9 protein-coding genes are annotated in these 12,452 nt (G+C 63.2%); 3 read left to right on the plus strand and 6 right to left on the minus strand.

What is annotated here, in order from left to right; genetic code table 11:
• Positions 1 to 330 precede the first annotated feature (330 nt).
• From HNP48_RS21500 to egtD, 4 genes are all read right to left on the minus strand, one after another.
• A complete protein-coding gene (locus HNP48_RS21500) occupies positions 331 to 786 on the minus strand; it encodes a hypothetical protein (protein ID WP_184860887.1) in 456 nt (151 codons plus the stop codon).
• Positions 786 to 5,558, minus strand: a complete 4,773-nt coding sequence (locus HNP48_RS21505; protein ID WP_184860889.1) for an RHS repeat-associated core domain-containing protein — start codon at positions 5,556 to 5,558, stop codon at positions 786 to 788. The genes HNP48_RS21500 and HNP48_RS21505 overlap by 1 nt, the downstream gene beginning before the upstream one ends.
• A 303-nt stretch (positions 5,559 to 5,861) precedes the next feature.
• The gene (gene egtB / locus HNP48_RS21510) at positions 5,862 to 7,118 is read right to left on the minus strand and encodes an ergothioneine biosynthesis protein EgtB (protein WP_184861224.1); all 1,257 of its coding nucleotides are present in this window, start codon (positions 7,116 to 7,118) and stop codon (positions 5,862 to 5,864) included.
• A gap of 55 nt (positions 7,119 to 7,173) precedes the next feature.
• Positions 7,174 to 8,130 (minus strand): L-histidine N(alpha)-methyltransferase, encoded by a 957-nt coding sequence (egtD, locus tag HNP48_RS21515; RefSeq protein WP_184861226.1) that lies wholly within the window; start codon positions 8,128 to 8,130, stop codon positions 7,174 to 7,176.
• A gap of 431 nt (positions 8,131 to 8,561) precedes the next feature.
• Between egtD and HNP48_RS21520 the strand changes: the two genes are divergently transcribed.
• The 3 genes from HNP48_RS21520 (at position 8,562) to HNP48_RS21530 (ending at position 10,681) form a co-directional block, all read left to right on the plus strand.
• The gene (locus HNP48_RS21520; RefSeq protein WP_184860891.1) at positions 8,562 to 9,581 is read left to right on the plus strand and encodes a metal-dependent hydrolase; all 1,020 of its coding nucleotides are present in this window, start codon (positions 8,562 to 8,564) and stop codon (positions 9,579 to 9,581) included.
• A 225-nt stretch (positions 9,582 to 9,806) separates the two neighbouring features.
• On the plus strand, positions 9,807 to 10,058 hold the full coding sequence (locus tag HNP48_RS21525) for a DUF1272 domain-containing protein (RefSeq protein WP_184860893.1): 252 nt from the start codon (positions 9,807 to 9,809) through the stop codon (positions 10,056 to 10,058).
• Positions 10,055 to 10,681 carry a LysE family translocator gene (locus HNP48_RS21530; RefSeq protein ID WP_184860895.1) on the plus strand — a complete coding sequence of 209 codons (627 nt, stop codon included), beginning with the start codon at positions 10,055 to 10,057 and terminating at the stop codon, positions 10,679 to 10,681. Before HNP48_RS21525 ends, HNP48_RS21530 begins: the two co-directional genes overlap by 4 nt.
• Here HNP48_RS21530 and HNP48_RS21535 read toward each other — a convergent pair.
• Entirely contained in the window at positions 10,678 to 11,286 is a 609-nt protein-coding gene (locus HNP48_RS21535) for an OmpW family protein (RefSeq protein WP_184860898.1), read from the minus strand. The two genes, HNP48_RS21530 and HNP48_RS21535, sit on opposite strands and share 4 nt — an antisense overlap.
• 159 nt (positions 11,287 to 11,445) lie before the next feature.
• Positions 11,446 to 12,438, minus strand: coding sequence for a DUF808 domain-containing protein (locus HNP48_RS21540; RefSeq protein ID WP_184860900.1), 993 nt, complete (start codon positions 12,436 to 12,438; stop codon positions 11,446 to 11,448).
• Positions 12,439 to 12,452 lie beyond the last annotated feature (14 nt).

The following is a 12,452-nucleotide window of genomic DNA, read 5'->3' on the forward strand; positions in this document are numbered from 1 at the left end:
ATTCATACGCGGTCTGGATGAAGCCTTTGTCTTGCTCCTTTTCCTTCTCTGCTTCTTCCTGGTCTTCGGGGTCGGCCAGCAGGTTGTTGAGGTTCTTGCCGCTGGTGGTGCCTGAGCCGCTGCTTGCAGCAGTGAACAGCGGCTCGGTCTTGAAGACCCGCTGTCGCGTGCCGGATCAACACCGTAAACCCTCCAGGGCACTCTGCAACGACCGGTTCAATCTGCGTTTCGTCGATCATCCACGCCCGTCGCGTGCAGCGCTCTATACACACACTACCTAATTTTCGTTCGCCCCCAAGCGTCACAGTCACTGCATTACATAAATTCAAACTATTTTCCAGCAAGCATCAAATCCCTGGCCCCCCCCGACACCATCCCCTGAATAAAACGACCATTACCATACGCATTAAAAATTTCTTTTTCATCACAAAGTATTTTTAAATCACATACAATCTCCCCCTCAAGGAATTTTAACAACATTTGATACATACCAGGCTGATCCAACTCACCAAAATCACCCGCACCAAGAATAACATCCCGATGACGAGGAAACAAGCGCTCAAGTCGAAAATACATATCCGCCTGTTCAATCTTGTCAACCGCATTTCGGCCAAGCCTATGGAAACAAAATCCAACATTAATAAACCACTGGCTTCCAAATCCCTTATCCACTCCAATTAAAGCAGTGACCCCACTTCCTGACAGCATCATCACCGCTCCCCGCCGATCAAACCCCTTTTGCTTAAACAATTTAAATATACCGCTTTTAAAATCAACACCCTTCATCACTTACCCCCTCGATACACATCTACAACGGATGTCCAAGGCCGATTAGTCATTAACTCTAGCTCCTTGCGATAGCCTTCTACCTGACGTTCACCGAGACTAACCGCCCTGGGATTATCAGGCTTTAGCTCTCTAACTTGACTATTCGCCCAATCAACCGCATCTGGCCTTTTTCCACTCAGCAGCCTAGCTTTCATATCAAAATTTTCACCTAGCGCAAACCTATAATTAAAATGAGCTCGACGTCCCACAGCAGCAGCAGCATTTTCCCCTCCACGCGGGGGCGTGCCCCGAATAGAACACATGGCCATCATGGCCACGTCATAGTTCTCTGCCAACAAGGCAGCAGCCATGCCCGGAATGGCGTAGCCCCAATTGCCGGTTTGGTTTTGTTTATCAGCCCAATACTGCGCTGCACTAGCCGCTCTCTCAGGCGTTAAGAATGCAATGTCGTCAAGGGTCAATAGTCCATAAGGATCGACAAACCCTAGCGCATTCCCCTCCACATACCCAAACCGATTGAACCCACCCTCCAGCCCAATCGGATCGGCCTGCGTATACCGCCCCCGCTCCGCACTGTAGCTGCGGAAGTAGTTGTAGTGCAGGTTGCTCTCTTTGTCGTAGTACTGCCCCGGGTAGCGCAGGTTGAAGGTCACCTCGGGGATGCTGGTGGTGCCCGTGGTGGGGTTGGTGGTTGCGTCGGTGAAGCGCTTGGCTCCCACGGTGGGCTGTTCATCCCCAAACGCGCTGTACGCCCATTGCCAGGCCACCTGGCCGTCGGGCTGGGTGAGCTTGCGGGGCGTGTTCAGGTGGTCGCTGTGCACCGCATAAGCTGTTCCATTGACGATGGCGGCAATGGGCATGGGGCCGTTGGCCGTGGGCAGGTAGATGTACTGGGTGGTGCCGCTGCTGTTGCTGCCGCCCATGCCGTATTCGCCCAGCAGGGTGCCGTCCTGGCCGTAGACATACGCAAAGCCGAGCTTTTGCGCGTCGCTGCTGCCGGGGCTCCACAGGCGGGTGAAGAATTCATACGCGGTCTGGATGAAGCCTTTGTCTTTTTCCGCTTCTGCCTCTTCCTGGTCTTCGGGGTCGGACAGCAGGTTGTTGAGGTTCTTGCCGCTGGTGGTCGATCCTGATCCCGATCCGCTGGCGAACAGTGGTTCGGTCTTGAACACGCGCTGGCCCAGGGCGTTGTGGGCATACTGGGTGCTGGGGGCGTCCACTCCTGTGCCGGTGGTGACTTTTTCCAGGCGTTCCTGGCTGTCGTACTGGAAGGTGCGCAGGCCGTCGCTGAGCAGGTCGCCTGCGGCGTTGTACTGGAAGTTGACAAGGCTGTTGGCAGTCCCCGCCGGGCCGGTCTTGGTCTGGCTGAATGCCGTATGGCGATTGCCCGCCAGTGCGTATGTACGGCTGGTTGTGGTGCCCGCCTGCTGCTGGTTGCTGGTAACGCGGTTGCCGTTCTTGTCGTAGGTGTAGGTGGCACTGTTGGCAGGTGCTCCACTCGCCACCGCCCTGGTAAACCCGACGATGCGGCCTGCAAGGTTGTACTGCACGGTCCACGTGGCGGGGGCCAGGGTGAGGCTGCTGGCCTGGGCGTCGGTGCTGGCGGGTTGCATCAAGCCCTGGGTCAAGCTGGTGATGCGGCCTGCTCCGTCGTAGGTGTAGCTGCTGAACTCGGTGGCGGTGAGCTGGCCTGCGGTGTTGTAGCTGCGGGTGGCGGGGATGGCTGCCGAGCCGCCGGGCAGGCTCCAGCTCCAGCCGGTGGGCTGGCCCAGGGGGCTCCAGGTGATGCCGCTGACCAGTGGTTGGCCGGCCCAGGTCAGGCCGGTGAGTTGGCCGGTGGCGTCGTAGACGTTCTGCAGCACTTGGCCGCCGGGGTAGGTGGTGGAACTCAGCAGGCCCGTGGTGGGGTGGTAGCTGTAGGCCAGGGTGCGGCTGTCGTTGTTGATGAGCTTTTGGGTCTGGCTAACCACACGGCCGTGCACGTCGCGCTGGTAGGTGGTGATGCCGCTGGCGTCTTCGATCTCGCTGAGGTAGCCCTTGGCGGTGGTGCTTTGGTCGTAGCGCAGGGTCGTGACGGTGCCATTGGCGTGCGCGATGGAAGTCGGGCGGCCCAGCAGGTCACGGGTGATCGTCGTTGCCTGGCCCAGGGCGTTGGTGATGCTGCTGGGCAGGCCCAAGGCGTCGTACTGGGCGATCTTGCTGCCGCTGTCGGGGCTGCCTTCCGTGAGGGGGTTGCCTTCGGCATCGCGTGTGTAGGTCGTGGCTACGCTCTTGGCGTCCGTGACCTTGGTGATGGCGTCCGATGCGTTGTAGTTGAGTGTCGTGCCCCCGGACTCAGGATCATTGATATAGGTGACGCGCTCCAAGGCGTCGCGCGAGTAAGAGGTCTGTATGGTGCTGCCATTGACGCTTTGCGTGCTGACACGCAGGTTGGCATTGGCGTTGTATGTGTGGGTCGTGGGCGCACCGCCGGTGCCCACGGTCTCAGAGGCCCGCCGGTTCAGGCTGTTGACGCTGCGCGCCAGTTGCCAGGCAAGGTGGCCCTGGTTGTTGCGTACTTCTTCGCTCAGGCGGTTGCCCATGTTGTCGAGCACGTAGGTGCCCGTGTTGCCGCGGTTGTCACTCCAGCCTGTGAGGCGGTGGGCAGGGTCGTAGGTGTAGGTGATGCTGTGGCCGGCGGGCAGCGTGGCAGCAAGCACCTCACCGCTGGGCCGGTAGGTGAAAGTGGAGACTTCGCCACCGCGATTGCTGGTGAGCACCCGGCCCCGGGCGTCGTAGGCGTATGTGGTCAGCAGACCATTGGGGGCCGTGTGGGCGAGCACCCGACCCGCGCCGTCATAGGTGTACACATCGACATGACCCAATGCATTGGTGGCCTGGGTGAGATTGCCCAGGCCGTCATAGCCATAACTGGTGATCGCTCCATTGGCCGCAGTTTCGGTCGCTACCAAGCCTGCCGCGTTGTAGGTCCACACTGTGGTGCGAACCACGCCGGCAGCCGCGTCGTTGACCGACTGGCTCGTTGTATTGCCGGCACTGTCATAGGTATAGGTAGTGATGCGGCCAGGCTCAGTAATGGTCACAGGAGCACGCCATTCTGAGTGCCATGCCACGCTTGCCACGCGGGATTCGGACAGGCCGGCCGCCTCGGTGACGGTCAAGGGCAGTCGGCGTGGTGTGTCCCAAGTAAAACGGGTCTGTGTATAGTTAAAGTCATAATAAAAATCTATCAAGGCATTTGAATTGGCGGAGGCCGCAGTTATTTTTGGTTCGCTGCTGGATGCCGGAGGCTTGGATACGCCTTGATAAACAACCCAGTTTCCAAATCGACCGAAACTGTAAGTGCGCGATGTGCCCAATGGATCAACGACATTCGATTTGCCCGAGACCGAATAGCGATCCACCGCGCCCGATTTCTCGGTAGACTGGGCCCAGCCTTCGCTATCGTAGGTATAGGTCGAATACCGATTGCCCTGCTCGTCCACAATTCCCGACAAGAGAGGTGGGAGCTTCGCGGCGGCTTCGGTGTAGAGGTATTGCCTGACAGTGCCATCCGACTGCCGCGCTCCAGTCAGCAAACCATTGGCATAGCTGTAGGTTACGCTGCGTTGGTCGGATGTGGTCACCTTGACCAATTTCCCGCCATCGCCGTAAGCGAGGAAGATTTGGCGCCCCAGCGAACTGGTGATACTGGTCAGCTTATCCCCTGAATGCGTATAGGCATACGACCACCCATTGCGCATTATCTGCATAAACAGCATCCCGTCCCTGCCAAAAAGGTAGCGGGTTTCATTCGCCTTGTCATCGAAGATCCACCCGCCCGCAGCATTGTCCTTGGTCAATACATGCAAGGGATTGACAGTCTTGTAGCCTTGCCCAGAGCTTTTGTCAGCATTGAAATAGATGAACGAACCATCTCCCATCTGGATGCGTACTGGCGCAACGATATTGAACTGCGGTCCAACAGCCAGGTGAATACTGTGGTTGTGCGTCCACCCATCACCCATGTCCCCCGGAAGAGCGGGTTTGAAATACTTCCCAAACCAGACAGCCTTGTCTCGCGCTCGATGACTTCGGTAGATGCGAGCGAATGTCAATGGCAGCGGTCCGCCACTGTCCAGATCCACAATGAATTCAAATTTTTCCTGTACGGGAACAAGAATTGGATTGCCTCGCGTGGCGAACGATTTTGTCGCCTGACAGATGTCACATGGTTGAGGCGACTTGCTCAGATCTTGAATGCAGGCGGAGCTGGCGACGTCCGTCATCCAACCGATATAGGCAGGATCATTGCAACGTATGCCGCGGGTACCATTGATCCACCCGCCATACATGTCTACCACGCCGTAGCAGTTTCCTGATGGATCCAAACTCCCATGCTTGATCTGGAAGGGTCTTTTCTGCGCGACAGGCTCATCAGATGTCTTAAACGTATCGCGCCTGGTAACCTCCACCTCTCCAAGGGTGTACGAGATTTGGCACATCGACGAATAGCCTGGACTTTTATAGATCAATTCGTCCATGGTTTTCTGGAAAGCGACCTCTTCGGACTCATAACCAGACCGTCCATCGATCAGTGTTTGGTCAGCAGTACCAAAACCGGTAGTGTAAGACCAGCGATCGAAGCCATCCGGCGCCAATCGGCAGGTAGCCGCCGCCGCCTTGTCGCCGGACTCGATACAAAATTTGTTGTATTCGTAATTGGCATATGCATTGCCCGCCAACAGCAAAATGCCAAGCGCCAATAGCCTGGTAACCCAAGAACGCATCTGACTCTCCCTCTCGTGATCTCTGCCCGCAACCGTTGGGCTCTTTTTTGGATCTGAAGAATGTAACTAAAGGGAAGGCAAGCGAATCGACAACCCAAGCTGACTGCGGGCCATTGTTGTAAGCAATTGCATCCAGAAGATGCGCTGGCGAGGTCGATTTCCACGGGGCGCAGGAACCAAAGATGAACCCTTGTCGGAGCGTTCACGTCCCTGCGGGGGCGGAATAAGGTACCCTCAGTTGAAGGGTACGCAGAATCAGGCAGCTATGCGAAACACGAGGCGGTCGCATGCATCTTGGCAGCTCTACACGTCCCTTGCCAACCGCACCCCCGCAAACTGCCAGCGCGCAGTCGCCGGAAAGAAGTTGCGGTAGGTGGCACGCGTGTGCCCTGCCGGCGTGGCGCACGAGCCGCCACGCAGCACATACTGGTTGACCATGAACTTGCCGTTGTACTCGCCCACGGCGCCCTCTGCCGTGCGAAAGCCGGGGTACGGGGCGTAGCTCGACTGGGTCCATTGCCAGGCGTCACCGAACATCTGCACCAGGCCCGGGCCTTCGGCCGCGCCGGGGTGCAATGGTGCACCGGGGCCGTCGACAAGGTGGCCCTGTGCGGGCTGGCGCGCAGCGGCACACTCCCACTCGGCCTCTGTCGGCAGGCGGGCGCCAGCCCAGCGGGCGTAGGCCTCGGCTTCGTAATACGACAGGTGCACGGCGGGCAGCGCGCTGGCCAGGGGGACCAGGCCTGCCAGGGTGAACTCATGCCAGGCACCGCCCTCTCCTTCGCGGTGCCAGTAGATGGGCTGCGTGAGGCCCTGGGCGCTGCGCCAGTCCCAGCCTTCGGCCAGCCACAGCACGGGGTTGCGGTAGCCGCCGTCTGCGATGAAGGCGGCGTACTCGCCGTTGCTCACCAGGCGGGACGCCAGGGCATGGGGCTGCACGTAGACGCGGTGGCGCGGCAGCTCGTTGTCGAAGGCGAAGCTGCCCTCGCCGGTGTGGCCGATCTCGACCACGCCACCATCGCTCTCGTGCCAGGCCAGGGGCTGGGCCGGGCTGCTGCCGGCGCCCGGCTGGAGCGCGTGGTAGGCCGGGAACAGCGGGTTGCACGACAGCAGGTGCTTGATGTCCGTGACCAGCAGTTCCTGGTGCTGTTGCTCGTGGTGCAGGCCCAGCTCGACCAGGGCATGGAGCTTGGCGTCGTCGGCGCGTTGGGCCAGCAGGCGCTGCACGCGCCCATCCACATGGGCGCGGTAGGCCAGCACTTCGGCCAAAGAGGGCCGGGTGAGCAGGCCGCGCTGGGGGCGCGGGTGCTTGGCGCCCACGCCGTTGTAGTACGAATTGAACAGCACACGGAACGCGGGGTGGAACGGTGCAAACCCGGCCTCGTGCGGCTCCAGCACAAAGGTCTCGAAAAACCAGGTGGTGTGCGCCAGGTGCCACTTGGCGGGGCTGGCGTCGGGCATGGACTGGGCGCTGGCGTCTTCGGGCGACAGGGGTGCGACCAGCTCTACCGAGCGCTGGCGCACGGCGGCATAGTCAGCGGAGGTGGGAGGCGCGGCCATCCCTGCAGTGTGCCCCAGCGGCGCTGCGCGCGCACGCACCGGGAGCACCGGGCCTTCAAGGCTGCGCATGGACCACGGCAAACCAGTCGCGTGGATCGGTCCAGGCCCGGGCGCGCGAAAAGCCCGCGCGCGCCAGCAGGTCGGTGAAGGCGGGCAGCGTGTACTTGTAGCTGTTCTCGGTGTGGATGCACTCTCCGGCCGCAAAGTCGCGCACGCCGCCACCAGGCCAGCGCACCTGCAGCGGCGACATGGCCTGCAGGTGCATCTCGATGCGCGAATGCAGGGTGTTGAAGAAGGCCAGGTGGCGCCACTGCGCAGGGTCGAAGTTGCTGCCGATGAGGCGGTTCACATGCGTGAGCACATTGAGGTTGAAGGCCGCGGTGACACCCGCCGCGTCATCGTACGCAGCCTCGAGCACCTCCACCTCCTTGGGCAGGTCGATACCGATGAGCAGGCCGCCGTCGGCACCGGGCTCACCCTCGCCGTCCACGAGTTCGCGCATCTGTTCGAGCAGCATCAGCGCATGCGGCGGGTCGAAGTTGCCAATCGACGAACCGGGGTAGAACACCAGGCGCCCGGTGCGCGGCAGGTTGGCCGGCAGGGTCACGCCGCGCGTCATGTCGGCGCCCACGGCGCGCACGTCCATGTGCGGGAACTCCTCACGCATGCGGGCCACGGCGCCCTGCAGAAAATCGGCCGAGATGTCCACGCCCACAAAGCAGGCCGGCGCCAGCGTGCGGCACAGAGCGCGCGCCTTCTCGCAGTTGCCCGCGCCCAGCTCGATCAGCGTGCGGCCCTGGCCCACCGCCGCGGCGATCTCGGCCGCATGCTGCTGCATGACGGCATGCTCGGTGCGCGTAGGGTAGTACTCGGGGAGGCGGGTGATGGACTCGAACAGCTCCGAGCCGAGCTGGTCGTAGAAGAACTTGGGCGAGATGGTGGCGGGTTGCTGCAGCAGTCCCTGGGTGATCTCGTCGAACACCGATTGCTCTGCCAGTGCCTGGGCGGCCACCGGCACGGCGGCGCTCTCCGCTTCAGGGGCCAGGCCCTCGAAGGCTTCAAAGGCCAGGTGGGGTGGCTTGGCATTCCAGGCCGCCTGGCGCGGCGCGCTCCGGGTTGGAAGCAAGGGCGAGGGATTGTGCAGGAATGCTTGGGCCATGGGTCGCAAGGTTAGCGAGGGGCAGGTGCCCCCCGGGTAGGACGAACGCCCGTGTGCCTCGCCTGGCAGGCGCCAGGCCGCGCAGCACCGTGGGCAGCGAGCAGACAACATGCGCCCGCAACCCGCCGGGCAGCCACCGTGCCCACGCCTGTCATCGAGCCAAGCCACAATCATGGCCCCCCGGCGCTGGTACCGCAAGCCCTGCTGGGGCTGGCCCGTATTTCGCTTGCAAACAGGGTTTTGCTGCAACCGCCCACCGCCTCCTGACAAGGACACACCGCCCCATGGATTCATTGACCCAGATCGCCCTGGGATCCGCCGTCACCCTCGCCACCATGGGCCGCCGCACCGCCGCGTGGAAAGCCGTCTTCTGGGGCGCCGTGGCCGGCACGCTGCCCGACCTGGATGCCTTCATCGACCATGGCGATGCCATGCTCAACATGGTGCTGCACCGCAGCAGCAGCCATGCACTGCTGACACTCACACTTTTGTCAGGACCGCTGGCCTGGCTGGTCGCGCGCCTGCATGGCGAAACGCCGTACCTGCTGCGCTGGTGGCTGGCCCTGTGGCTGGCGCTGGTGACCCACCCGCTGCTCGATGCCATGACCATCTACGGCACGCAGCTGCTCTACCCCTACACCCACCACCCCTACGGCGTGGGCAGCGTGTTCATCATCGACCCGCTGTACACCGTGCCCCTGCTCATCGGCGTGCTGGCAGCGCTGGTGGCGCGCGGGCGCGATGGCAGGCGCGGCCTGCGCTGGAACGCCTGGGCCCTGGTCTTCAGCACCGCCTACCTGGGCTGGAGCGTGCTGGCACAGCAGCATGTGGAGGGCATTGCACGCGCCTCGCTGCAATCGCAGGGCATTGCAGCCGAGCGCGTGCTGGTGACGCCCGCGCCCTTCTCCACCGTGCTGTGGCGCGTGGTGGCCATGACGCCCACGCACTACCTGGAAGGCTTTCGCTCGCTGGCCGACGGCCAGGACCAGCCCATGCGCTGGACCCGCCATGAGCGTGGAGCCGGGCTGTACGCCGCCTACCAGGGCAATGCCCATGTGCAGCGCCTGTCACGCTTCACACATGGCTTCTACCGCATGAGCGCGGCGGGCGGCCATGTCTACATCACCGACCTGCGCATGGGCATGGAGCCTGCGTACTCGTTCCATTTCGACATCGGCACGCGCGAGGCCCTGGCCGCGGGCACGCCCACGCGGGCGGTGAACGCCCGGCAGCGCCCCGACCTGGACACCGCCCTGCCTTGGCTGTGGCGCCGCATGTGGGGAAATGAAGGAAACACCCCCTGAGTCGCTTCGCGCCTTCACCCCTCTCTCGACTCGCTGCGCGAGTCGGGAGGGGGACGCCCCCAGCGCGGCGGGGCGGCCCTTGCGCGGGGGCACTGGCTTTGGTCGTGCCAGTTTCATAGGCTGAGGGCGATACAGATCCCTGCCTCGGCGGCCACCGTCTGTACCTTGCAGCGCACGGCGGCGGCGCTTAGAGTGCTCGGTCCACCGCCCCCACCGAGACCCGCCATGCTCCAGATGCGCCCCAGCTGCGAATGCTGCGACAAAGACCTGCCGCCCGACACTACCGAGGCACGCATCTGCACCTTCGAGTGCACCTTCTGCAGCAGCTGCGCGGGCGGTGCGCTGGGCGGCATCTGCCCCAATTGCGGGGGTGAGCTGCTGCAGCGCCCGCGCCGGCCGGCATCCAAGCTCGCGAAATTCCCCGCGTCGGCCGAGCGCGTGCACAAGCCGCAAGGCTGCGGGCCGGTGCTGGCATGAACGCAACCACCCTCTTCGTCTTCTCGCTCGTGGCCCTGGTGGCCATCGCCACACCCGGGCCTACGGTGCTGCTGGCGCTGGCCAATGGCTCGCGCTATGGCGTGCGCCGTTCGCTGCCGGGCATGCTGGGCGCGGTGGCGTCCGACTTCGTGCTCGTGGGCGCCGTGGCGCTGGGCCTGGGCGCGCTGCTCGCGGCCTCGGAGTTCTGGTTCTCGGTCGTCAAATGGGTAGGTGCCGCCTACCTGGCCTGGCTGGGGCTGCGCCTGCTGCGCTCGCAGGGCGGACTGGATCTGTCACCCACCAACGGCGACGAAAGCGCCACGGCCCGCGGCATCTTCGCCAAGTCCTTCCTGGTCGCCGTGACCAACCCCAAGGGCTATTTGTTCTGCTCGGCCCTGCTGCCGCAGTTCATCGACGCGAGTGCACCGCAATGGCCGCAGTACGCGGCCATTGCGGTGGTGTTCGCGGGGCTGGACTTCGCGGTGATGCTGGCCTACGCCATCACCGGCGCCAAGGCCGTGCAGCTGCTGCGCCGCAGTGCGGTACTTTGGCTGGACCGCTGCTGCGGTGGGGCGCTGCTGGCCTTGGCGGGGTCGCTGGCCTTCTACCGCCGCAGCGCCTAGAACCGGTAGCCCAGGCCAATGCCGAAGAGAACGGGGTCGACCTTGAACGTGCCCGCCTTGGCGCCGCCTGCGAACACGTCGGTCTGGATATAGACCTTCTTCACGTCGACGTTGAGGTATAGGTTCCTGGACAGTGGAATGTCCACCCCGGCCTGCAGGGCAGCGCCCCAGCTGCTTTTATCAATGCCCACGCCGGCGGGCAGGTGCACGCTGGAAAAGCGCGTGTAGTTGAGGCCCGCGCCCACATAGGGCTTGAAGCCGGGTGCGTCGAAGTGGTACTGCAGCAGCAGCGAGGGCGGCAGGTGCTTGAGCGTGCCGATCTTGCCACCCAGGGTGCTGGCGCGCACGTCGTGCTTTTGCGGCACGGTCAGGATCAGCTCGGCCGCGATGTTCTTGGTGAAGAAGTAGGAGACATCGACCTCGGGAATGGCCTTGTCGTTGACCGACAGGCCTAGGCCGGTCGTGTCCTTGTTGGCGCTGTCCAGGTTCACAGCACGGGCGCGCACCAGCCAGGGGCCTTGGGCGTCCTGCGCAAAGGCGGCGCCGGAGGTCAGGGCGCAACTGGCCACGGCGGCCAGGGCCAGCAGATTCATCTTCTTGTTCATGGGAGCTACTCTCGATGGATGCGTTGAACGGGGACGACCCCCGTGCATGCATTGGGCTCCCAGCGCCCCCATCGCGCCTTGCCACAGATCAACCCATGGGCCGCTGGCCCGGCACCTTACCGGCGCGATGGCCGGCTTTCGATCTGGGTCAAGATAAGCTCAGTGCGCGGCCGCGCCCTTGCCGCGCATTTTTTGTACGGCAGTCACCACAGCCACCACCAGGCCGCCCGCGACAATGCCCACCACGGCATTGAGCAGGTTGGAGACCAGGCCGCCCCACAGCGCGCCCGCAGGCCAGGTGCCAGCGGCAGCGCCCGCGCCTTCCACGGCATGGTGCAGGGCCGGCACGCCGTGCACCAGGATGCCGCCACCCACCAGGAACATGGCGGCCGTGCCCGCGACGGACAGGAACTTCATGAGCCAGGGCGCCGCATTGATGATGCCCGTGCCCAGGGCCTTGGCCGCCGCGCTGCGCTTGTTGTTGAGCCACAGACCCAGGTCGTCGAGCTTGACGATGCCGGCCACCAGGCCATAGACGCCCACCGTCATGATGACGGCAATGCCTGTCAGCACGGCCACCTGCTGCGCGAACGAGGCCGTGGCCACCGTGCCCAGCGTGATGGCGATGATTTCGGCCGAGAGGATGAAGTCGGTGCGCACCGCGCCCTTGATCTTGTCCTTCTCAAAGGCCACCAGGTCCACGGCCGGGTTGGCGTTGGCCTGGGCGTGGCTTTCGTGCTCGGCAGCGTCCTTGCTGTCGCTGTGCAGGAACTTGTGCGCGATCTTCTCGAAGCCCTCGAAGCACAGGAAGGCGCCGCCGATCATGAGCAGCGGCGTGATGGCCCAGGGCGCGAAGGCACTGATCAGCAGCGCGGCGGGCACCAGGATGGCCTTGTTGACCATGGACCCCTTGGCCACGGCCCAGACCACGGGGATCTCGCGCTCGGCGCTCACGCCGGTGACCTGCTGGGCGTTGAGCGCCAGATCGTCCCCCAGCACGCCGGCCGTCTTCTGCGCGGCCACCTTGGTCATGACCGAGACATCGTCGGCCATGGCGGCGCTCTTCTTGGCCGCCACCTTGGTCATGACGGCGACATCGTCGAGGATGGTGGCGATGTCGTCCAACAGGGCTAGAAGGCTGCCAGCGGCCATGGAAGGTCCTTGAT

The organism is Acidovorax soli (assembly GCF_014207955.1).
Taxonomy (GTDB): domain Bacteria; phylum Pseudomonadota; class Gammaproteobacteria; order Burkholderiales; family Burkholderiaceae_C; genus Acidovorax; species Acidovorax soli_A.